Here is a 20432-nt window from a genome sequence, read left to right on the forward strand (position 1 = left end):
GATGGTGACCGAGCTCGATCGGAAGTTCCTCGATGCAGCCTATGAGGAGGCCCAGCTGGGCCTCTCGGAGGGCGGCATCCCGATTGGCTCGGTGCTGGTGCGCAACGGCGAGATCATCGGCCGTGGCCACAATCGGCGCGTGCAGAAGGGTGATCCGATCCTGCATGGCGAAATGGACGCGATCCAGAACGCCGGCCGGCAGCGCACCTACAAGGACGTGACCTGCTACACCACGCTCAGCCCCTGCATGATGTGCACCGGCACCATCATCCAGTTCGGCATTGCGCGCGTGGTGGTAGCAGAATCGAAGAATTTCAAAGGCTTCCAGGATGTCCTGTCACTGGCCGGCGTTGACGTGGTGGACTACCACGACGAACGCTGCGAGCACATGATGGCGGATTTCATCGAGAAGCATCCGCAACTCTGGAACGAAGATATCGGCGAGTAAGGCACCATGAGCATCAACATCACCATGCCCGCGCTCTCTCCCACCATGGAAGAGGGCAAGCTCGCCAAGTGGCACGTCAAGGAGGGCGATAGCGTCTCCTCCGGCGACGTGATCGCCGAGATCGAGACCGACAAGGCGACGATGGAAGTCGAGGCCGTCGATGAGGGCAAGATCGGCAAGATCGTCGTCCCCGAGGGCACCGAGAACGTCAAGGTCAACGCAGTGATCGCGGTGATCCTCACCGAAGGCGAAACTGCCGCCGACGTGAAGACCCCAGCGCCAGCCGCTGCCGCTCCTGCCGCCAAAGCCCCGGAACCGGCGAAGGCCGAGGCTCCGGCCGCCGCGCCCGCTCCTGCTGCTACCCCGGCCCCCGCGCCGGCGAAGCCTGCCGCTGCTCCCGCCGCGAACGGCGCCCGTGTCTTTGCTTCGCCGCTGGCCAAGCGCCTCGCCAAGGAAGCCGGCATCGAGCTCAGCGCCATCGCAGGCTCGGGCCCGCATGGCCGCGTGGTGCGTTCCGACGTCGAAGCCGCCAAGTCCGGCAAGGCGCCATTGAAGGCTGCTCCGGCCCCCGCGGCTGCCGCTGCATCGGGTGGCGCGGCTCTCGCCGGTGGCATGAGCAAGGCACAGGTCATGGCCCTCTATCCCGAGGGCAGCTACGACATCGTCCCCAATGACGGGATGCGCAAGGTCGTGGCGGCGCGCCTCACCGAGGCCAAGCAGACCATTCCGCATTTCTACCTGTCGCTCGACTGCAAGATCGACGCTCTGCTCGAAGCGCGCGAACAGATCAATGCCGCCGCGCCTCTCAAGGACGGCAAGCCCACCTATAAGCTCTCAGTCAACGACTTCGTCATGAAGGCCTGGGCCGCAGCGCTGATGAAGGTGCCGACCGCCAACGCCACCTGGGCGGGGGACTCGATCCTCTACCACAAGCACGCCGACGTGGCGGTTGCGGTGGCCGTGCCGGGCGGGCTGTTCACCCCGGTGGTCAAGGCCTGCGATACCAAGTCGCTGCGCCAGATCTCCGATGAAGTGAAGGATCTCGCCGGCCGCGCCCGTTCCAAAAAGCTGATGCCGCAGGAATACCAGGGCGGCACCTCCTCGGTCAGCAACCTCGGCATGTATGGCATCAAGAACTTCCAGGCCGTCATCAACCCGCCGCACGGCACCATCCTTGCGGTCGGTGTCGGCGAGGAGCGGGTCTACGCCGAGAAGGGTCAGGTGAAGGTCGCCAACTTCATGACCGTCACCTTGAGCTGCGATCACCGCGCGGTCGACGGCGCGCTCGGCGCCGAAGTGCTGGCGGCATTCAAGGGCCTGATCGAAAACCCCGTGATGATGCTGGCTTGAGGGCAGGGGCTTCGCGATGAAGACCATCCTCGCTTTCGGCGACAGCCTCACCTTCGGCGCCAACCCGATCCCCGGTGGCCCGCGCCATCCTTACGAGGACCGCTGGCCGACGGCGCTCGAGCGCGCCCTCGATGGCAAGGCCCGCGTCATCGCGGAAGGGCTCGGTGGCCGCACTACCGTGCACAATGACGGCTGGGCTGCAGCCGATCGCAACGGCGCGCGATTGCTGCCGACGCTGCTCGAGTCGCACTCGCCGCTCGACCTGGTGATCATCATGCTGGGCACCAATGACCTGAAGCCGTTCCATGGCCGTACGGCGCAGGAAGCCGCCAACGGCATGCGCCGGCTGGTGCAGATCACCCGCGGGCACTACCAGAAGCCCGGCGACATCGCGCCGAAGATTATCCTCGTGGCGCCGCCGCATATCAGCGACACCGATCATCCGGAGATGCTGCTGCATTTCGGCGACGCGGCGATCGACCAGTCCAAGCTCTTCGCGCAGTGGTACAAGCTGCGCGCCGACGAATACGGCACCGGCTTCTTCGATGCCGCGACCGTCGCCCAGCCGCACCCGGCTGATGGCGTACATCTCGATGCTGCCAACACCCGCGCCATCGGCGAGGGCCTCGCACCGCTGGTCAAACAGGTATTGGGCCTGTGACCGCCCCGATCGCCATTCGCCCGGCGACCAAGGCTGACGCGAGTGAGATCGCGCTCCTGGTCAACATTGCGACGCATGGCGGCATCGGCTTGGGCTGGGCGTACGATGCGCGCTCGAACGGCACTTATGACCCGATCGAAGTTGGTCGGCTGGATATGCTCGACGAGCGCGACGAACTGAACTGGCGCAATGCCACGATCGCCGAGAGCGATGGCGAAGTGGTCGGCATGCTGCTCGGCTACCCGGAGCCTGACGACATGGGCTCGTTTCCCGGCGACCTCGAGGACTTTCTGGTTCCGATCGTCGAGCTCGAGCGGCTGTCCGGCGGGCACTGGTTCATTTCGATGCTGGCGGTGCATGCGCCGTGGCGTGGGCATGGCGTTGGCAGCCTGCTGCTCGAGCTGGCCGAGACGAAGCGCGCCGAAGCCGGCAGCGCCGGCCTGGCGCTGATCACTGAAGACGTGAACGTACGGGCAAGAGAGCTCTACGAGCGCGAAGGTTTCAAGGTTTCCGCGTCGCGGCCGATGCGCAACTACCCAAACGGGCCGGCCCGTGGCAGCGACTGGCTATTGATGATGAAGGACCAACAACATGGCTGACTCATACGATCTCATCGTCATCGGCGCCGGTCCGGGCGGCTATATCGCCGCGATCCGCGCGGCGCAGCTGGGTTTGAAGACCGCCATCGTCGAGCGCGAGCACATGGCCGGCATCTGCTCCAACTGGGGCTGTATTCCGACCAAGGCGCTGCTGCGCTCCGCCGAGATCTACGGCCATATGGGCCACGCCAAGGACTATGGCCTCTCGGCCGGTGAGTTCGGCTTCGACATTGCCGCCATCGTCGATCGCTCGCGCAAGATCGCCGGGCAGATGAACAATGGCGTCCAGTTCCTGATGAAGAAGAACAAGGTCGACATCATCTGGGGCGAGGCGCAGCTGACGGCGCCCGGCGAGATCGTGGTCAAGAAGATGACCAAGAAGCCAGTCGAGCCGCAGTGGCCGCAGCCCAAGACTGTGCTGCCGGAAGGCACCTACAAGGCCAAGCACATCATCATCGCCACCGGGGCGCGGCCGCGCGTCTTGCCCGGCATCGAGCCAGATGGCGAAAAGATCTGGACCTATTTCGAGGCGATGAAGCCGGCGAAGTTCCCAAAGTCCCTGGTGATCATGGGGTCGGGCGCTATCGGCATGGAGTTCGCCTCGTTCTACCGCTCGCTCGGCGCCGAAGTGACGGTGGTCGAGCTGCTGCCGACCATCCTGCCGGTCGAGGATGCCGAGATCGCCGCGCATGTGAAGAAGCGCTTCGAAAAGCGCGGCATCAAGATCATCACCGATGCCAAGGTGTCGAAGGTCGATAAGACCAAGGACGGCATCACCGCTCATATCGAGCCCAAGACCGGCGACAAGCTGACGATTTCGGCCGATGCGCTGATCTCGGCCGTGGGTGTCCAGTGCAATACCGAGAATCTCGGACTCGAAAAGCTCGGGGTGAAGATCGAGCGCGGCGCCATCGTCATCGACAATTATGGCCGCACCAATGTGCCTGGCGTCTGGGCCATCGGCGACGTCGCCGGCCCGCCCATGCTGGCTCACAAGGCCGAGCACGAGGCGGTGATCACCGTCGAGACCATTGCCGGCCTCAAGGGCGTGCACGGCCTCGACAAGCTGAAAGTCCCGGGCTGCACCTATTGCGAGCCGCAGGTGGCGAGCGTCGGGTTGACCGAAGCCAAGGCCAAGGAAGCTGGGCGCGAGATCAAGGTCGGCCGCTTCCCGTTCGTCGGCAATGGCAAGGCGATCGCCCTCGGCGAACCCGAGGGGCTGGTGAAGACCATCTTCGACGCCAAGACCGGCGAGCTGCTCGGCGCCCACATGGTGGGTGCGGAAGTCACCGAGCTGATCCAGGGTTTCGTCGTCGCCATGGGCCTCGAGACCACTGAGGAAGAGTTGATGCACACCATCTTCCCGCACCCGACCCTTTCTGAGACCATGAAAGAGTCGGTGCTCGACGCCTACGGCCGCGCGCTCAACATCTGAGAAGTGCGTAGCGGCCAAACCAAATGAATCACCCGGTTCCACCCGAGGACATTCCGTTCATGTCGCCAGAAATCACCTCGCTGCTCATCTTCCTTGGCATCGGCCTCGTCGCCGGCTGGATCGCCAGCCTGATCCTGGGCGGCGGCGGGTTGCTGCGCAACCTGATCGTCGGCGTCATCGGCTCGGTCGTCGGCGCCTATCTGCTGACGCTGGCCAAGGTTGAGCTGCCGATCGGCAATGCCCTGGTCAGCCAGATCGTCACTGCCACCATCGGCGCCATCGTGGTGCTGCTGATTGCACGGCTGATTACCAAATAGAGCAGGCCGGCCGGGGTTGAACCCGCCATGTCGAGACGCGATATCGAAATCGGGTCAAATGGGGGTAAGACAATGGGTCTGCCGGAAAAGCAGTTTGGGGGAGAGTCTCAAATGGGTCGTATGGACACGCGCTCGCTGGTCATCTTTCTCGTCATCGGTCTCGTCGCTGGCTTCCTTGCCAGTCTCGTGGTCGGCGGCGGCGGGTTGATCACCTATCTGGTGAGCGGCGTCATCGGTTCGTTCGTGGGCGGTTATCTGTTCACTGCCCTCAATATCAACCTCGGCATCAAGAGCCCGATCGTCACGCAGATCATCACTTCGACGGTTGGTGCTATTATCGTTGTCGTCATTGCCAGGCTCATTGCCGGCTAGGAACGCCTCTTGGTTACGCTGATCGACAGCTTAGACACCCGCCCGCGGCACCCGGAAAAGGCCAATCGGCCCGAAAACGAGATGCTGCGAAAGCCGGACTGGATCCGGGTCAAGGCGCCGGGCTCTCCCATCTACAAGGAGACCCAGCAGATCGTGCGCGAGAACGGTCTCGTCACCGTCTGCGAGGAAGCCGGCTGCCCGAATATCGGCGAGTGCTGGAGCAAGAAGCACGCCACCATGATGATCATGGGCGAGATCTGCACCCGGGCCTGCGCCTTCTGCAATGTGCGCACCGGGTTGCCGACCGCCCTCGATCCGATGGAACCCGAGAAGGTCGCCAACGCCGTCGAAAAGCTCGGCCTCGCCCATGTGGTGATCACCTCGGTCGATCGCGACGACCTGCCGGATGGCGGCGCCGAACACTTCGCCCAGGTGATCCGCGCCATCCGCGCCCGCACGCCAAAGACCACCATCGAGATCCTGACGCCGGATTTCCTCCGCAAGGACGGCGCGCTCGAGATCGTCGTGGCCGCCAAGCCGGACGTCTTCAACCACAACCTCGAGACGGTACCGTCAAAGTACCTCAAGGTCCGTCCCGGCGCCCGCTACTTCCATTCGATCCGCCTGCTGCAGCGGGTGAAGGAACTCGATCCGACCATGTTCACCAAGTCGGGCATCATGGTCGGGCTCGGCGAGGAGCGGAACGAAGTCCTGCAACTGATGGACGACCTGCGCTCGGCCGATGTCGATTTTCTGACCATCGGCCAGTACCTGGCGCCGACCAAGAAGCACCACCCGGTACAGCGCTTCGTCTCCCCGGAAGAGTTCAAGTCGTTCGCCACGGTGGCGACGACCAAGGGTTTCCTCTTGGTTTCGTCGAGCCCGCTGACCCGCTCGTCGCATCACGCCGGCGAAGATTTCGAACAGCTTCGCGCCAACCGGATGGCCAAACTCGCCCATGGCTGATCTCTTCCTCGAGCGGCATTCGCCGCATTTGCCGCAGCGCATGTTCGATCTGGTCTCCGACCTCGAGGCCTATCCGCGCTTCATCCCCAACTGCAAGGCGATGGAGGTGCGCGACGACGCCACCGGCGAGGGCATCCTGGCGCGGATGACCATCCAGTTCGGCCCGATCACCCAGGCCTATACCAGCCGGGTGGTCGCCGACCCGCAGGCGCTGACCATCACCGCCAAGGCGGTCGACGGGCCATTCGCCTATCTCGACAGCAAGTGGAGTTTTGAAGCGGAAGGCGAGGGGACCCGCATCCGCTTCGACATCGACTTCAAGATCGCCAATCCACTGGTCGCCGCGGTGGCTGAGCCGGCCTTTGCCGCCAAGCAGACCGAAATCATCGACGCGTTTGAGGATGAGGCCGACAGGCGGTTTGGGTAGGGGTTGGGAGCTTCCGGCTACGGACTTGCCCCGCTAGCTCACCCACATACTCGATGTCATCCCAGCGAAAGCTGAGACCCATCTAACCGCTTGCACTGTGGCGAGTTGGGTCCCAGCTTTCGTTGGGATGACACCGGTGGGTGTTGCACAATCGTGGTGGCAAGCCAGCCTGCAGCCGCAACCTAAGCCTTCGCCGCCTTCAGCAGCAGCTTCAGCGCCTGCACCACGGTGGCGTGGCGGACGTCGTCGCGGTTTCCGGGGAACACCTTCTTGAGGTGGGTGGTACCGGCCTCGGTGGCGACCGAGAAGTGCACCAGCCCGACCGGCTTGTCGGCGCTGCCGCCAGTCGGCCCGGCGATGCCGGTGACCGCGATGGCCACATGCGTGCCGGCGGCGCCGATGGCGCCGTCGGCCATCGCCATCGCAACTTCCTTCGACACCGCGCCGAACTGCTTCAGCAGGCCGAACGGCACGCCGATCATCGAGATCTTGGCCTCGTTGGCGTAGCTGACGAAGCCGCCATAGACCACGTCGGACGAGCCGGAGATGGCGGTCAGCGCCCCGGCAATCAGCCCGCCGGTGCAGCTCTCGGCGGTCGCCACGGTCATCCCGGCGGCCTTGAGGGCGGCGACGGTTTCCTCGGCGAGGGCGGCGATATCGTCGGGCAGCTTCATCTCAATCTTCCCTGGGCAGTTCGATGCTGGCACTGGCCATGGCGACAATGCCTTCGCCGCGGCCGGTGAAACCGAGCTGTTCGCTGGTGGTGGCCTTGATCGCCACCCGGCTGGTGGAAATGCCGCAAACCGCGCCGATGGCAGCCTTCATCGCCTCGACATGCGGTCCGACCCGCGGCGCCTCGCAGACGATGGTGATGTCGAGGTTGACGATCCGGCCGCGCCGCTCGGCGACAAGGCCGGCGGCATGCTTCAGGAAGATCGACGATGCCGCGCCCTTCCATTGTGGGTCGGAAGGCGGAAAGTGCTTGCCGATATCGCCTTCACCCAGCGCGCCATAGATGGCGTCGGTCAGCGCGTGCAGCGCCACGTCGGCATCGGAGTGGCCCTTGAGCTTATGGGTGTGCGGGATCTCGACCCCGCCCAGCCAGACCGAACTGCCAGTGTCGAACGGGTGAACATCGAAGCCGGTGCCGATGCGGGTTTCCATGGCCGTCTCCTTGCCCAGCAGGCGCTCGGCGCGGGCGAAATCCTCGGGGTGGGTGATCTTGAGGTTATGCGTGCTGCCTGGCGTCAGCGCGACGCTGAGCCCGGCCCATTCGGCGATCGCTGCATCGTCGGTGAACTCACGCGGCATTCGGCCGGCGCGGAGGTGGGCCGAGAGTATCTGCGGGAAGCGAAACCCCTGCGGGGTCTGCGCCGCGAACAGCGTCTTGCGATCCTCGGTCGCGGTCACCGTCCGGCCGTCGACCGAACGCTTGATCGTATCGGTCACCGGCACGACGGGCAGGGCGGCCTCGCTCCCCCTCAGCGCTTCGATCACCCCACCGATCACTTCCGATGAGACCAGCGGTCGCGCCGCATCCTGGATCAGCACCAGGTCGGGGCGCCTGGCGCTCAGCGCGGTGAGCCCTGCCAGCACCGAGGCCTGCCGAGTCTCGCCCCCGGTGACGGGCGGCAGCAGGCGCGGGTCGACAAGGCCGAGCGCCGCATAGCGATCGACTTGTTCTGAGTGGATGACCGGCACCACCCAGCTAATGTCGTCGCGCCGCAGAAATGCCGCGATGCTGCGGCTTAGCACCGGCGTGCCGGCGAGATCGCGGTATTGCTTCGGGCTGGTGTCGCCGGCGCTGCTGGCGCGCTCTCCGCGCCCGGCAGCGACCACGATCACCGCGATGGTTCTAGTGCCTGTCATTGTCTTTTCATATCGCGCGCTTAGTGGCGCGGGCTTGGTCTACCGGCGGCCTTTCCCCGCAGCAAGCCCGGCGCCGAACATTGCGCAATAGGGCGAGATATGTGGTTGCGCGCCGCCCGCTTTTGACTATTCTGCGGGCATTTCGTGGAAATGAGCAAATCTGGGGCAGGGTGTGTCTGATATTGCCTGCACATTGAGCATTGCTGGTCATGAGTTGCCGAACCGCGCCTTTCTGGCGCCGATGGCCGGGATCACCGACGCGCCGATGCGGAAACTCGCCGAGCGCTTTGGCGCCGGCCTTGTCGTCTCGGAGATGATCGCCAGCAACGCGCTGGCCACCAACAACGACGACATGGTGCGCCGCCTCAACAAATCCGGCTCGCTGCCGCATGTCGTGCAGCTCGCCGGCTGCGAGGCGGAGTGGATGCGGAAGGGCGCCGAGATCGCCTATGCGGCCGGCGCCGATATCATCGACATCAACATGGGCTGCCCCTCCAAACGTGTCACCAACGGCTATGCCGGCTCGGCGCTGATGCGGGTGCCCGATGAAGCCCTGAAGCTGATCGACGCCGTGGTTGCCGCGACACCGTTGCCGGTGACCGTGAAGATGCGGCTCGGCTGGGACGAGGACAGCCTCAACGCCGCCGACCTGGCGCGGCGCGCCGTCGATGCCGGAGCGCAGATGATCACCGTCCACGGCCGCACCCGGCAGCAGTTCTACAAGGGCGAGGCGCGCTGGAACCTGGTGCGCCCGGTGGTCGAGGCGGTGAGTGTTCCGGTGGTCGTCAACGGCGATATCACCAGTATTGACGCAGCGCGCGAGGCGTTGGAGCAATCCGGCGCTGCCGCCGTGATGATCGGCCGCGGGGCACAGGGGCAGCCCTGGGCCGTCGGACAGATTGGCTCACAGCTGGCCGGCCGGCAGCCCGAGGCCGCACCGACCGGCGCAGAGCTGGCCGAACTGGTCGCGGAGCATTACGACGCCATGCTGACCGATTACGGCACCCAGCTCGGGGTGCGCGTCGCGCGCAAGCATCTCGACTGGTATCTCGAGGCGGCCAACATCGTGCTGGACAAGCCGGTCCGCAGCCAGCTGCTCAATGCGCTGGAGCCGGCCGAGGTCAGCAAGATGATCGGCGATATCTACTCCGGCGACTGGAGGCTCGCGGCATGAGCAAGGTTCCGCCGCCGGCCCTCAGCACTGCTGTGCTGCAGGCGTTGCCACAGCCCGTCATCGTCTGCAGCGAAGACCGCACCATCGTCTTCGTCAATTATGCTGCCGAGGCGTTCTTCGGAGCCTCGCAAAGCGTCTTGTCGCGCCAGCGGCTCGACGACCTCATCGCCTTCGGCTCGCCCATCATCGGCCTGATGCAGGCCGTCGCCGATCGCCGCGGCCCGATGACCGAGTACCGCGTCCGCGTCGGCTCGTCGCGCTTCTCCGATGTTGGCGACGACCGGGTGGTCGATGTCTTCGCCTCGCCGCTCTCCGATGCCGATGGCCGTATCGCGCTCCTGTTCCAGGAGCGCACCATGGCTGACAAGATCGATCGCCAGCTGGTGAGCCGCGGCGCGGCGCGCTCGGTCACCGGCCTCGCCTCAATGCTGGCGCACGAGATCAAGAACCCGCTCTCCGGCATCCGTGGCGCGGCGCAGTTGCTCGAGCAGAGCGTCACGGCCGACGAGCTGCCGCTGGCGCGCCTAGTGCGCGACGAGGTCGACCGCATCGTCGACCTGATCGACCGCGTCGAGGTGTTCGGCGACGATCGGCCGATCGAACGCGAGCCGATCAATATCCACGTCATCCTCGACCGGGTGAAGCTCCTCGCCAAGAACGGCGTCGCGAGGGGCATTTCCTTCCATGAGGAGTATGATCCGTCGCTGCCGCCGCTCGGCGGCAACCGCGATCAGCTCATCCAGGTGTTCCTCAATCTGGTGAAGAACGCCGCGGAAGCCCTTGAGCGGACACCGAAACCTGAAATTCGATTCTCGACGGCGTTCCGCCCGGGCATTCGCATTTCAGTGCAGGGTGTGTCGGAGCGAATCTCGCTGCCGCTCGAGATCGTCATCGAGGATAACGGTCCCGGCGTGCCGCCCGACCTGGTGCCGATCCTGTTCGATCCGTTCGTTACCACCAAGGCCAACGGCTCGGGACTTGGCCTCGCGCTGGTCGCCAAGATCATCGGCGACCATGGCGGCGTCGTCGACATGGACAGCCGGCCCGGCCGCACCCGCTTCCGCATCCTACTGCCGGTCGCCGCCAAGAGCACCATGACTGAGACTGTCTCCCAAGAGGTTCCGGCCGAATGAGCCATACTATCCTGCTCGCAGACGACGATGCCGCGATCCGCATGGTGCTGAACCAGGCGCTGACCCGGGCCGGTTACGAGGTGCGCCCGACCGGCAACCTCTCGACCATGTGGAACTGGGTGAGCCGCGGGGAAGGGGACCTGCTGATCACCGATGTCGCGATGCCCGACGGCAATGCCTTCGACATCATGCCCAAGATCAAGAAGCTGCGTCCTGATCTGCCGATGGTGGTGATGAGCGCGCAAAACACCTTCATGACGGCGATCCGGGCCAACGAAGTCGGCGCCTACGAGTACCTGCCGAAGCCATTCGACATCACCGAGGTGCTCTCGGTGGTCGGGCGGGCGCTGGCCGACGCCAAGAAGGCCTCTCCTGCCGAAAAGAAGGCGGACGAGCCGGGTGAGACCATGCCGCTGGTCGGCCGCTCGCCGGCCATGCAGGACATCTACCGCGCCCTGGCGCGGCTGATGCAGACCGATCTGACGGTGATGATCACCGGCGAGAGCGGCACCGGCAAGGAGCTGGTGGCGCGGGCGCTGCACAATTTCGGCAAGCGCCGTAATGGCCCCTTCGTTGCCATCAACATGGCGGCCATCCCACGCGACCTGATTGAAGCCGAGCTGTTCGGGCACGAGAAGGGCGCCTTTACGGGCGCCACCGCCCGTTCTTCGGGCCGCTTCGAACAGGCCGAAGGCGGCACGCTGTTCCTCGACGAGATCGGCGACATGCCGATGGATGCCCAGACCCGACTGCTGCGCGTGCTGCAGGAGGGCGAGTACACCATGGTCGGCGGGCGCACGCCGATCAAATCCAACGTCCGGATCGTCGCCGCGACGCACCGCGATTTGAGCCAGATGATCCGCCAGGGCCTGTTCCGCGAGGATCTCTACTACCGGCTCAACGTCGTGCCGATCCGCCTGCCGCCACTGCGCGAGCGCGTCGACGACATCAACGACCTGGTGCAGCACTTCCTGCGCGCCGCGCAGCGCGAGGGCGAACCGGTCAAGACCATCTCCGCCGACGCCATCCGGCTGATGCACAACTACTCCTGGCCGGGAAACATCCGCGAGCTGGAGAACCTGGTGCGTCGCCTGTCGGCGCTCTACGCTGACGAGAACATCTCGCTCGAGATCGTGCAGAGCGAGCTCAACCTCGCCGACCGCCAGCCGGTGCAGAGCAGCAATGGGCCGGTGGACGTTTCGACCGCGGTCGAAACCCACGTCGCCCAGGTGCTGCGCGAGTATGAGCCGAACCTGCCTCCAGCGGGGCTCTACCAGCGCGTGCTCGACCGGGTCGAAGCGCCGCTGATTGCCATGGCGCTCAATGCCTGCGGTGGTAACCAGATCCGGGCCGCCGACCTGCTCGGTCTCAACCGCAACACGCTGCGCAAGAAAATCCGGGCGCACTCGATCGAGATCGTCAAGCAGTCGCGCCGCCAAGGCTGACAGCGCGCTGATACATCACTTTGCCGAGGCGGCCGCAGTCGGCTGTTGCGAAAATGCATCGACGGGACTACTCAAGCCAGTAAGTTGCTCTGGCGCCACTCCCTGGTGTCACATTTTGGCAACAATTGTCTTGAAGGGTGAATCGGTGGGCGAGGCCGCCCGCGATCCGTCCACAACCCGGCTTCTGGATGCACGACGCAACGCTCACCGGCGACGCACCACCCGAGTCGATTCCCGCGCCGTCCTCGGCACGGTCCCGTCCGCTGTTGTTCGGGGACACCGGCCGCAAGGCCATCCGCACCATCGGCCTGATCATCGTCCTCTTGTCGGTTTTCGTGTCGTCGGGCTCGTTCCTGATCATGACCGGCGCGACGGATATCGAGCCGACCCCCGAGGTCTGGACGGTCATCTGGGTGATCAACGGCCTGCTGGTGGTTTCGGTGGTGGCGCTGGTGCTGACCGAGGCGACGCTGCTGGTCCAGGCCCGGGTGCGCGGGCAGGCCGGCGCCGGATTGCAGGTCCGCATGGTGGCGATGTTCGCTACCGTGGCTGCCGTTCCGGCCTTGCTGGTGGCGGTCGTCGCCATGATTTCGCTGAACCAGGGCCTCGACCAGTGGTTCTCCGAACGCACGCGCACCATGGTGGAGAGCTCGCGCCTCGTCGCCCGCTCGTATCTGCTCGAGCATTCGCAGGTGCTGCGCGATGACATCATCTGGGTCGCCAACGAGCTGGAGCAGGCGCGCGGCACTTTCGAGACCGACCGCACCAAATTCCAGCGCATCCTGACTGCCCTGGCGGTAACGCGCTCGCTGCCGTTCACCTCGCTGATCTCGGCCGATGGCGATACCCTGATGAAGGCGCAGATCAACGCGCCAGGCACCGCGCCGCGGGTGCCCGCCGGCCTGACGCAGGGCGTGGTCGAGGGGACGCCGACCGAAATCGGCCCCGGCCGCACCAACCTCGTCGGCTCGGTGGTGAAGCTGCGCGGCTACGACAACACCTACCTGTTCGTGGCCCGCCCGGTCGACCCGGAGGTGCTGGAGTTCACCCGGCTTACCGACGCCAACATAACCGAATACCGCAATTACGAGAGCAACCGGCTGGTCTTCCAGATCACCTTCACCCTCATGTATATCGGCATGGCGCTGGTGCTGCTGCTCGCCGCCGTGTGGATCGGCATCGCGCTCGCCAACCGCTTCGTCGACCCGATCCGTAACCTGATGATCGCCTCGAGCCGCGTCTCCGAGGGCGACCTCGATGTGCGGGTGCCGGTGCAGGAGGGCAGGGGCGACCTGCGCGATCTCTCCAGCCGCTTCAACACCATGACGCAGCAGCTGAAAACGCAGCGCGTCGCCCTGGTCGAGGCCAACGAGACCAACGAGAAACGCCGCCAGTTTACCGAGGCTGTGGTGGAGGGCGTGTCGGCCGGCATCGTCGGGCTCGATCCGTTCGGCGCCATCACGCTGGTGAACCTGCGCGCCGCCGAGATGGTCGGCTCCGACGAAATCTCGCTGGTCGGCAAGCGCATCGACGAGGTGATCCCGGGGCTCGCGCCGGTGATCGAGCGCGCCAAGTCGGCGCGTCGCGGCACCATCCGCGACCAGATCGAGATCGGCTCGGGCCCGGACTACCGCACCTACCAGGTGCAGCTGACCCGCGAGGGCACGATGACCGAGTCCAAGGGGTTCGTCGTGACGCTCGACGACATCACCGACCTGCTCTCGGCCCAGCGCACCGGCGCCTGGGCCGACGTGGCGCGGCGCATCGCGCACGAGATCAAGAACCCGCTGACCCCGATCCAGCTCAGCGCCGAACGCCTGCGCCGCCGCTATGCCAGTAAGCTCGCCGACGACTTCGAAGTCTTTGACAAGTGCATCAACACCATCATCCGGCAGGTGGGCGATATCGGCCGCATGGTCGACGAGTTCTCCTCGTTCGCGCGCATGCCGGAAGCCAAGCTGGAAAAGGGTAACCTGACCGAGTCGATCCGCCAGGCAGTGTTCCTCGAGAGCGTCCGCCTGCCGGAAGTGACCATCAATATGGAGCTGCCCGAGCAGCCGATCACTGCGTGGTTCGACAATCGGCTGATCAGCCAGGTGCTGACCAACCTGATCAAGAACGCCGTCGAGGCGATCGAAGGCGCCGGGCTCGAAGGCATCAAGAATCCGGTGATCACCGTCGAGGCCGGCCCTGAAGGGGACATGGTTCGGCTGTCCATCTCCGATAACGGCAAGGGCTGGCCGAAGGAAAACCGGCACCGGCTGCTCGAGCCTTATGTTACGACGCGCGAGAAGGGCACGGGGCTCGGCCTCGCGATTGTCGCCAAGATCATTGAACAGCACGGCGGCAAGGTCGATCTGATCGACGCCGAGCCGGACGAGAACGGGCGCATCGGCGCCTGCTTTACCTTCACCTTGCCGCTCAAGCGGCCGGGCGAAACGGACGACGGGGAGCCAGCAGCTCCTCAGACGGTGGCGGGGCAGCAGACCGCTACCGAGACCACGAATGACGCAGCGGGTGGGGCAGACCCTGACAGCGGACAGCAAGAGGAGCCGCAATTGCAAGCGGTTGATAATACCTGATGGCCCTCGACATTCTCATTATCGATGACGAGGACGACATCCGCGACCTGATCGCGGGTATCCTCGAGGACGAGGGCTACCAGACCCGGCAGGCGCATGACGCCGATTCCGGGCTGAACGAGATCGCCCGGCGCCGGCCGAGCCTGGTGTTCCTGGATATCTGGATGCAGGGCAGCCGTCTCGACGGCCTGCAACTGCTGGATGAGTTCCAGAGCCAGCACCCGGATATGCCGGTGGTGATGATCTCGGGCCACGGCAATGTCGAAACGGCGGTGAGCGCCATCCGGCGCGGCGCCTACGACTATATCGAGAAGCCGTTCAAGGTGGATCGGCTGCTGCTGATCACCCAGCGCGCCATGGAGGCGGCACGCCTCAAGAACGAGGTGGCCGATCTCCGCGAGCGCTCGAACAAGACCGTCGAGCTGGTCGGCAACTCGCAGGCCATGCAGGCGGTAAAGGGGGTCATCGAAAAATCGGCGCCGACCAACTCGCGCATCTTCATTTCGGGCTCGTCCGGCACCGGCAAGGGCCTCTCGGCGCGGCTGATCCATCAGCGCAGCGCCCGGGCCGAAGCGCCGTTCGTCGAGATCAACTGCTCGCTCTACTCGCCCGAGGAAGTGGCGGTCGTGCTGTTCGGCCGCGAAACCCGCGAGAAGACCGGCACGCTGCGCACCGAGGTGGGGGCGCTGGAGAAGGCGCATGGCGGCACGCTCTACCTCTCCGAGGTGGCGGCCCTGCCGCAGGCAGCCCAGCAGGCGCTGCTGCGGACGCTGGTCGAGAGCAAGTTCAACCGTGTCGGCGGCGCCGTAGCCGTGCCGATCGACGTGCGCATCATCTCGTCGAGCTCGCAGAACGTCGCCGGCCTGATCGAGGACGGGCAGTTCCGCTCCGACCTGTTCCACCGCTTGTCGATCGTGCCGTTGCACCTGACGCCGCTGAAGGAGCGCCGTGAGGACATTCCGCCGCTGGTCGAGGTGTTCATCGAACAGGTCTGCCGGCTGCACAACCTCAAGAGCCTGTCGATCGGCGACGATGCCGTGGCAGTGCTGCAGGGCCAGGATTGGCCGGGCAATGCCCGCCAGTTGCGCAACTCGATCGAGCGGCTGCTGATCCTCGTCAAGGACCAGACCCCCGCCGACGGTATGATCACCGCAGCGATGCTGCCGCCCGATATCGGCGAAGTGCTGCCGACCGTCGGCGACAGCGACTCGTCGGCCCACCTGATGAGCCTGCCGCTGCGCGACGCCCGCGAAGTGTTCGAGCGGCAATACCTGATGGCGCAGATCGAGCGGTTCGGTGGCAACATCTCCAAGACCGCCGAGTTCGTCGGCATGGAGCGCAGCGCTTTGCATCGCAAAATCAAGTCGCTAGGACTCTAACCACGCGCTCAGGTGCCATGCGCGTGTACGGGTAGGCACTAAGATTCTTCTGTGCCATACTTCAAAGGCGATGGGAGAGTGACCATAAAAGGGGGCAGGGGCGGTGGCGGCCGTTGTTCCCATCAACAGGGCGTGGCCGTTGGCTTGCGGCCCGCGTAACATCCCGCGAGAAGAGGCCAACGAATGCCCAGCGAAAAGACCCAGAACCTCCAGGACGCGTTCCTCAACCATGTCCGCAAGCAGAAGGTGCCGGTCACGATCTTCCTCGTGAACGGCGTCAAGCTGCAGGGCGTGATCACCTGGTTCGACAATTTCTGCCTGCTCTTGAGACGCGATGCGCAATCGCAGCTCGTCTATAAGCACGCCATCTCGACCATCATGCCGGGCGCTCCGATCCAGCTGTTCGATCCCGAGCACACCGCCGAGGACTGAGACAAAACTTGAGCGATGACTTCGACGACGAGGCCGCCCGCAAGGGCGGCCCACAGGCATTCATAGACCAGCGTTCCGCGCCGACCCGCGTGGGCCTCGTCATTCCCGATGTCCGCGGCCGCGCCACCACCCACAGTATCGAGGCCCGCAAGGCCGAGTTCGAGGGCTTGGCCAGCGCCATCCGCGTGGAGATCGTGTTCTCCGAGATCGCCAAGGTGCGCGAGATCAAGCCCGCGACCTTCATCGGCGGCGGCCATGTCGAGGAGATCGCCAAGCGGGTGAAGGAGGAGGAGATCGAGCTCCTGCTCGTCGATACCGCCTTGCATCCGATTCAGCAGCGCAACCTCGAGAAGGAAACTGGCGCCAAGGTGCTGGACCGCACCGGGCTGATCCTCGAGATTTTCGGCGAGCGCGCCGCCACCCGCGAGGGTGTGCTGCAGGTCGAGCTGGCCCATCTCAACTATCAGAAGAGCCGGCTGGTCCGCAGCTGGACCCACCTTGAGCGCCAGCGTGGCTCGGGAGGTTTCGGCTTCATGGGCGGCCCGGGCGAAACTCAGCTGGAAAGCGATCGCCGGCAGCTGCAGGACCGCATCAAGATGCTGGAAGAGCGCATCGAGAAGGTACGCCAGACCCGCGGCCAGCAGAAGGGCCGGCGCGACGCCGTGCCGTTCCAGGTGGTAGCGCTGGTCGGTTACACCAATGCCGGTAAATCCAGCATATTCAATGCGCTGACCGGGGCAGGGGTGTTCGCCAAGGACCTGCTGTTCGCCACCCTCGATACCACCGTCCGCAAGATCGGCTTGCCGCATGGCCGCGAGGTGATGCTGTCGGATACGGTTGGCTTTGTCTCCGACCTGCCGACCGACCTGATCGCCGCCTTCCGCGCCACGCTCGAAGAGGTGCTGGAAGCCCATGTCATCCTGCATGTCCGCGATGTCGCCAACCCCGACCATGCGGCGCAGGCGCAGGACGTGCTGAAGGTGCTGGAGGAACTCGGCATGTCGGCCGAGACCACCCCGATCATCGAGGTGTGGAACAAGGTGGATCTCCTCGGGCGCGACGCCGACGGCTCTTATCCGGCGCTGGCGACGCTGTCGCCGCTCGGCAAGGTCGCCGCATCCGTGCCGGTCTCGGCGCAGACCGGCGAGGGGCTGGATAGACTGCTCGACACCATCGAGAAGGTGCTGGCCGGGCAGGGGCGGACCTACCGCGTGCTGGTGCCGCATACCGCCGGCGCCGATGTCGGCTGGCTCTACGGCCACGCCGAGATCATCGGCAAGGACGAGCCGGACGAGAACGGGCAGGTTTACGAGGTCCGGGTCGAGGCCCGGCACAAGAACGCCTTCACCGAACGCTTCGCCGGCCGCATCGAAGGCTCAGACGCCGCCTGAGCGGCCAAGCTGGATGTGCAGGTGGTCGTCATGGCGCGCCGCGCGACACCCCTGAAAGCGGATGTGGCTCGAGTTGACGCCCAGCGTCTGCTTCAGATGCGGCTCGATGAACACTGATCGGACACCGAAACGCGTCACGCCCGCTGTCGCCAGCCAGCGCAGGGCCGCGCGGGTGCGTTGTGGTTCGAGGCGGTAGTTCGGAAATAGTGGCTGCAAAGCGTCAAGGTCCCAGCGCAGGGTGATACCGTCTTGCGGCGCCGGGCAGGGCAGCACATCACCGGCTGCTGGCTGCTCGAAGGCGAAGTAGCCGATTGGTGACCGGGTCACGCCATTGCGAAACCTACCCTCGGAATCCTCATAATAGTAGGCGACATCGAGGGCCCGGCCGTTCCCGTGCGAGAGGTGCGGCAGCAGCGGAAAGCCGTCGAGGAATGGAAAGCTGCCATCGAGGACGAGGGTGGTTGTCCCCGGAAACTCCGCATCGACATGCTCGGCAAGTGCAAGAGCGACCTCGCGCAACTCCGGGGCGACGTAGTTGCGGTTCAGCACGCAATAGAGCGGAGACTGGGCGGCGAGCGTTTCTCCATTGCCGGCAAGGCACGGCAGGGGAACACGACCAAAGCTTGGCGCGACGAGCATCGCGATGATCGACGCAGCGCCATAGCACAACAGGAACAGGCCGAGCCGCAGCGCCTCGTGGCGCACTCGCAGCAGCCGCGCCAGGCCCAGCGTCGCGAGATAGGCCAGGCCGCCGATCTGCGTGACCAGCGTCAGCAGGGCGAAGATCAGCAGGCGAGCGACAAGCCGGAGCATCGCTCGCGGCCCCGACGCTTAGCCGCGCTCCTTGGCCCTGATCTCGTTCCAGTAGCCGTCGAGCCGCTCGAGGCCGGCTTCCGCCAGCGGCACGGCGTCCTCGCTGGCGCGGGTTTCGACGTAGCGGAAGCGGCGGTCAAATTTGACGTTGGCGTCGCGCAGCGCGGATTCACCTTCGACACCGAGTTTGCGGGCGAGATTAGCGGCGGCGAACAGCAGGTCGCCCAGTTCCTCCTGGATCTCAGCGGTGTTGCCGGCTTCCGCCGCGGCGGCCACTTCGTCCAGTTCTTCGCGGACCTTTGCCAGCGTCTGCCGCCAGTCGGGCCAGTCGAACTGCACCGAGGCGGCGCGACGGCTGAGCTTTTCTGCACGGGCGAGGGCAGGCAGGGCGTGCGGTACGTCATCGAGGATGGACGAGGGGGTTTGCTTCCGCTCCGCCTTCTTCGCCCGCTCGTCGGCTTTCACCTCGTCCCACTTGGCCTTGGCGCCGCCGGCGTTGCGCGCTGCTTCCTCTCCGAACACATGAGGATGTCGGCGTATCAGCTTCTCAGTAATAGCGAAAACCACGTCGCCGATATCGAACAGGCCTTTCTCCGACGCCATCTGCGCGTGATAGACCGGCTGCAGCAGCAGGTCGCCCAGCTCCTCGCGGAGGTCAGCATAATCCTCGCGCTCGATGGCGTCGGCGACCTCGTAGGCTTCCTCGATGGTGTAGTGCCGGATGCTGGCGAAATCCTGCTCCAGATCCCACGGACAGCCGCCGTCCGGGTTACGGAGGGCTGCCATGATCTCGATGAGGCGGGAAATGTCGCGGGACGGCTGCATGGCGGATCTCAGGTGATGTCGAAGCTGACGGCGTGGTTGCCCAGGCGGCCGATCACGTGGCCGGTACCAGAGATGGGCACGAGGCCGCAGAGCGAGCCGGTGGTGACCACCGTGCCGGCCTTCAGCGGGAAGGCCGGATTCTGGTTCTTGGCATAGGCGATGAACGAGTTGAGCACCGTGCCGAACGAGTGCTTGGCCGGCGCCGACCAGATCTCTTTGCCGGCGAACTCCAGGTGTACGTCGTAATTACCGATCTCGGCGCCGGCGTCGCGATGCGTGGGGTCGATGACGTAACCATAAGCCGTGGCGTTGTCTGCAAGGCCGCCATAAGGGCCAGCGAGGCTGCGGTCGACATAACGCGTACCGCAGACCTCGATGCCGACAAAGTAGTGACTGATCGCTTCGATGATATCGATCTCGTCGCGGTTAGCGGCGTCGGTCGTCAGGTCGCTGGCCAGCACGAGGCCAACCTCGACCTCGAGCCCGACGATCGTCGGCGACGACAGCTGGAACGCGCCGCTATTGCCGACGCGCGACCGGTAGATCGGCGCACAGGCGCCAAGCCCATCCGGCGTCACGATGGTCTTGAGCAGCGCTGGCGTCTCGCTGAGCGCGCCGATGGTGGCGGACTGAATGCGCAGGGCGGCAGCGCGATCGAGCGCCGCATAGGGGACAGCATCGACATCATGTCGGCCGGCACGCTGGGCCTCGATAAGCTGCTGGGTGAGGTCGGCTTCGGTCGGCATATCGCTATTCCTCCATTCGCATAAGATATATTATGGAACTAACGCGTTGACCGCTGATGTTGCGTAAC

At 65.1% G+C, this 20432-nt stretch carries 21 protein-coding genes; 16 read left to right on the forward strand and 5 right to left on the reverse strand.

What is annotated here, in order from left to right:
• Window position 1: 1 nt before the first annotated feature.
• The 9 genes from ASC89_RS07675 (at window position 2) to ASC89_RS07715 (ending at window position 6575) form a co-directional block, all read left to right on the forward strand.
• Window positions 2–448, forward strand: coding sequence for a nucleoside deaminase (locus tag ASC89_RS07675; protein ID WP_055877817.1), 447 nt, complete (start codon window positions 2–4; stop codon window positions 446–448).
• A gap of 6 nt (window positions 449–454) precedes the next feature.
• Window positions 455–1798, forward strand: coding sequence for a pyruvate dehydrogenase complex dihydrolipoamide acetyltransferase (locus ASC89_RS07680; protein ID WP_055996388.1), 1344 nt, complete (start codon window positions 455–457; stop codon window positions 1796–1798).
• Window positions 1799–1814: 16 nt separating this feature from the next.
• Window positions 1815–2459: an SGNH/GDSL hydrolase family protein gene (locus ASC89_RS07685; RefSeq protein WP_055996389.1), complete on the forward strand. Its 645-nt coding sequence runs from the start codon at window positions 1815–1817 to the stop codon at window positions 2457–2459.
• The gene (locus ASC89_RS07690) at window positions 2456–3058 is read left to right on the forward strand and encodes a GNAT family N-acetyltransferase (RefSeq protein ID WP_055996393.1); all 603 of its coding nucleotides are present in this window, start codon (window positions 2456–2458) and stop codon (window positions 3056–3058) included. Before ASC89_RS07685 ends, ASC89_RS07690 begins: the two co-directional genes overlap by 4 nt.
• On the forward strand, window positions 3051–4493 hold the full coding sequence (gene lpdA / locus ASC89_RS07695) for a dihydrolipoyl dehydrogenase (RefSeq protein ID WP_055996396.1): 1443 nt from the start codon (window positions 3051–3053) through the stop codon (window positions 4491–4493). Before ASC89_RS07690 ends, lpdA begins: the two co-directional genes overlap by 8 nt.
• Window positions 4494–4552: 59 nt before the next feature.
• Window positions 4553–4810, forward strand: a complete 258-nt coding sequence (locus tag ASC89_RS07700) for a GlsB/YeaQ/YmgE family stress response membrane protein (RefSeq protein ID WP_055879759.1) — start codon at window positions 4553–4555, stop codon at window positions 4808–4810.
• A gap of 120 nt (window positions 4811–4930) precedes the next feature.
• Complete coding sequence (locus ASC89_RS07705) at window positions 4931–5182, forward strand: GlsB/YeaQ/YmgE family stress response membrane protein (RefSeq protein ID WP_055877802.1); 252 nt, start codon at window positions 4931–4933, stop codon at window positions 5180–5182.
• Window positions 5183–5191: 9 nt separating this feature from the next.
• Window positions 5192–6148 (forward strand): lipoyl synthase, encoded by a 957-nt coding sequence (gene lipA / locus ASC89_RS07710; RefSeq protein ID WP_055996399.1) that lies wholly within the window; start codon window positions 5192–5194, stop codon window positions 6146–6148.
• Window positions 6141–6575 carry a type II toxin-antitoxin system RatA family toxin gene (locus ASC89_RS07715; protein ID WP_055877795.1) on the forward strand — a complete coding sequence of 145 codons (435 nt, stop codon included), beginning with the start codon at window positions 6141–6143 and terminating at the stop codon, window positions 6573–6575. Before lipA ends, ASC89_RS07715 begins: the two co-directional genes overlap by 8 nt.
• Before the next feature lie 182 nt (window positions 6576–6757).
• Here ASC89_RS07715 and ASC89_RS07720 read toward each other — a convergent pair whose 3' ends face one another.
• Both ASC89_RS07720 and ASC89_RS07725 read right to left on the reverse strand, forming a co-directional pair.
• A complete protein-coding gene (locus ASC89_RS07720) occupies window positions 6758–7249 on the reverse strand; it encodes a CinA family protein (RefSeq protein ID WP_055996403.1) in 492 nt (163 codons plus the stop codon).
• 1 nt (window position 7250) lies between these two features.
• Window positions 7251–8444 (reverse strand): bifunctional 2-C-methyl-D-erythritol 4-phosphate cytidylyltransferase/2-C-methyl-D-erythritol 2,4-cyclodiphosphate synthase, encoded by a 1194-nt coding sequence (locus tag ASC89_RS07725; RefSeq protein WP_055996406.1) that lies wholly within the window; start codon window positions 8442–8444, stop codon window positions 7251–7253.
• A 193-nt stretch (window positions 8445–8637) separates the two neighbouring features.
• Between ASC89_RS07725 and dusB the strand changes: the two genes are divergently transcribed.
• The 7 genes from dusB (at window position 8638) to hflX (ending at window position 17980) form a co-directional block, all read left to right on the forward strand.
• Window positions 8638–9618 carry a tRNA dihydrouridine synthase DusB gene (gene dusB, locus ASC89_RS07730; protein WP_156384540.1) on the forward strand — a complete coding sequence of 327 codons (981 nt, stop codon included), beginning with the start codon at window positions 8638–8640 and terminating at the stop codon, window positions 9616–9618.
• Window positions 9615–10751 carry a nitrogen regulation protein NR(II) gene (locus ASC89_RS07735; RefSeq protein WP_055881328.1) on the forward strand — a complete coding sequence of 379 codons (1137 nt, stop codon included), beginning with the start codon at window positions 9615–9617 and terminating at the stop codon, window positions 10749–10751. The genes dusB and ASC89_RS07735 overlap by 4 nt, the downstream gene beginning before the upstream one ends.
• A complete protein-coding gene (gene ntrC / locus ASC89_RS07740; protein WP_055996412.1) occupies window positions 10748–12196 on the forward strand; it encodes a nitrogen regulation protein NR(I) in 1449 nt (482 codons plus the stop codon). The genes ASC89_RS07735 and ntrC overlap by 4 nt, the downstream gene beginning before the upstream one ends.
• 188 nt (window positions 12197–12384) lie before the next feature.
• Window positions 12385–14778, forward strand: a complete 2394-nt coding sequence (locus ASC89_RS07745; protein WP_055881334.1) for a PAS domain-containing sensor histidine kinase — start codon at window positions 12385–12387, stop codon at window positions 14776–14778.
• Window positions 14778–16157, forward strand: a complete 1380-nt coding sequence (locus ASC89_RS07750) for a sigma-54 dependent transcriptional regulator (RefSeq protein ID WP_055881337.1) — start codon at window positions 14778–14780, stop codon at window positions 16155–16157. Before ASC89_RS07745 ends, ASC89_RS07750 begins: the two co-directional genes overlap by 1 nt.
• A gap of 183 nt (window positions 16158–16340) precedes the next feature.
• Window positions 16341–16589, forward strand: coding sequence for an RNA chaperone Hfq (gene hfq / locus ASC89_RS07755; protein WP_055881338.1), 249 nt, complete (start codon window positions 16341–16343; stop codon window positions 16587–16589).
• 8 nt (window positions 16590–16597) lie between these two features.
• A complete protein-coding gene (gene hflX / locus ASC89_RS07760; RefSeq protein WP_055996415.1) occupies window positions 16598–17980 on the forward strand; it encodes a GTPase HflX in 1383 nt (460 codons plus the stop codon).
• Here hflX and ASC89_RS07765 read toward each other — a convergent pair.
• The 3 genes from ASC89_RS07765 to ASC89_RS07775 are packed head-to-tail and all read right to left on the reverse strand — an operon-like array spanning window position 17966 to window position 20364.
• A complete protein-coding gene (locus ASC89_RS07765; protein WP_055996417.1) occupies window positions 17966–18793 on the reverse strand; it encodes a hypothetical protein in 828 nt (275 codons plus the stop codon). The genes hflX and ASC89_RS07765 overlap by 15 nt on opposite strands.
• A gap of 18 nt (window positions 18794–18811) precedes the next feature.
• Window positions 18812–19618, reverse strand: a complete 807-nt coding sequence (gene mazG / locus ASC89_RS07770) for a nucleoside triphosphate pyrophosphohydrolase (RefSeq protein WP_055996420.1) — start codon at window positions 19616–19618, stop codon at window positions 18812–18814.
• Between the two features lie 8 nt (window positions 19619–19626).
• Window positions 19627–20364: a hypothetical protein gene (locus tag ASC89_RS07775; protein ID WP_055996423.1), complete on the reverse strand. Its 738-nt coding sequence runs from the start codon at window positions 20362–20364 to the stop codon at window positions 19627–19629.
• Window positions 20365–20432 lie beyond the last annotated feature (68 nt).

Origin of the sequence: Devosia sp. Root413D1 (assembly GCF_001425235.1) — a bacterium.
Taxonomy (GTDB): Bacteria; Pseudomonadota; Alphaproteobacteria; order Rhizobiales; family Devosiaceae; genus Devosia_A.

What these genes read in the sequence shown, in the direction of transcription:
- ASC89_RS07675 (WP_055877817.1), top strand. Translation starts at nt 2, where the DNA reads ATGGTGACCGAGCTCGATCGGAAGTTCCTCGATGCAGCCTATGAGGAG.
- ASC89_RS07680 (WP_055996388.1), top strand. Translation starts at nt 455, where the DNA reads ATGAGCATCAACATCACCATGCCCGCGCTCTCTCCCACCATGGAAGAG.
- ASC89_RS07685 (WP_055996389.1), top strand. Translation starts at nt 1,815, where the DNA reads ATGAAGACCATCCTCGCTTTCGGCGACAGCCTCACCTTCGGCGCCAAC.
- lpdA (WP_055996396.1), top strand. Translation starts at nt 3,051, where the DNA reads ATGGCTGACTCATACGATCTCATCGTCATCGGCGCCGGTCCGGGCGGC.
- ASC89_RS07700 (WP_055879759.1), top strand. Translation starts at nt 4,553, where the DNA reads ATGTCGCCAGAAATCACCTCGCTGCTCATCTTCCTTGGCATCGGCCTC.
- ASC89_RS07705 (WP_055877802.1), top strand. Translation starts at nt 4,931, where the DNA reads ATGGACACGCGCTCGCTGGTCATCTTTCTCGTCATCGGTCTCGTCGCT.
- ASC89_RS07715 (WP_055877795.1), top strand. Translation starts at nt 6,141, where the DNA reads ATGGCTGATCTCTTCCTCGAGCGGCATTCGCCGCATTTGCCGCAGCGC.
- ASC89_RS07720 (WP_055996403.1), bottom strand. Translation starts at nt 7,249, where the DNA reads ATGAAGCTGCCCGACGATATCGCCGCCCTCGCCGAGGAAACCGTCGCC.
- ASC89_RS07725 (WP_055996406.1), bottom strand. Translation starts at nt 8,444, where the DNA reads ATGACAGGCACTAGAACCATCGCGGTGATCGTGGTCGCTGCCGGGCGC.
- ASC89_RS07735 (WP_055881328.1), top strand. Translation starts at nt 9,615, where the DNA reads ATGAGCAAGGTTCCGCCGCCGGCCCTCAGCACTGCTGTGCTGCAGGCG.
- ntrC (WP_055996412.1), top strand. Translation starts at nt 10,748, where the DNA reads ATGAGCCATACTATCCTGCTCGCAGACGACGATGCCGCGATCCGCATG.
- ASC89_RS07745 (WP_055881334.1), top strand. Translation starts at nt 12,385, where the DNA reads ATGCACGACGCAACGCTCACCGGCGACGCACCACCCGAGTCGATTCCC.
- ASC89_RS07750 (WP_055881337.1), top strand. Translation starts at nt 14,778, where the DNA reads ATGGCCCTCGACATTCTCATTATCGATGACGAGGACGACATCCGCGAC.
- hfq (WP_055881338.1), top strand. Translation starts at nt 16,341, where the DNA reads ATGCCCAGCGAAAAGACCCAGAACCTCCAGGACGCGTTCCTCAACCAT.
- ASC89_RS07765 (WP_055996417.1), bottom strand. Translation starts at nt 18,793, where the DNA reads ATGCTCCGGCTTGTCGCTCGCCTGCTGATCTTCGCCCTGCTGACGCTG.
- mazG (WP_055996420.1), bottom strand. Translation starts at nt 19,618, where the DNA reads ATGCAGCCGTCCCGCGACATTTCCCGCCTCATCGAGATCATGGCAGCC.
- ASC89_RS07775 (WP_055996423.1), bottom strand. Translation starts at nt 20,364, where the DNA reads ATGCCGACCGAAGCCGACCTCACCCAGCAGCTTATCGAGGCCCAGCGT.